The following is a 216-nucleotide window of genomic DNA, read 5'->3' on the forward strand; positions in this document are numbered from 1 at the left end:
TTTTACATATTCAGTAGTAATATACTTACTTTCCAATAACCGTATTATTCCATCTTGTCCTGATTTTCTACGTCTTAGCGTTTTGAAGTGTGCTTCATCAGGTGATTTACTTCCGGTTAGTTCAAGTGCCTTAAGTGCATCTGTCTTACTTATCTGACAAGAACCTAATGTGAAACAGAATTGCTTCGAATCTAAGAGATTACCGCCAGTATTGCC

1 pseudogene is annotated in these 216 nt (G+C 36.6%); it reads right to left on the reverse strand.

From position 1 onward, the window contains the following. Positions 1-216, reverse strand: a pseudogene (locus IM273_RS22615) (hypothetical protein); the annotation flags it as partial.

This window comes from Enterobacter cloacae complex sp. P13B, assembly GCF_014895915.1.
Lineage (GTDB): Bacteria > Pseudomonadota > Gammaproteobacteria > Enterobacterales > Enterobacteriaceae > Enterobacter > Enterobacter bugandensis.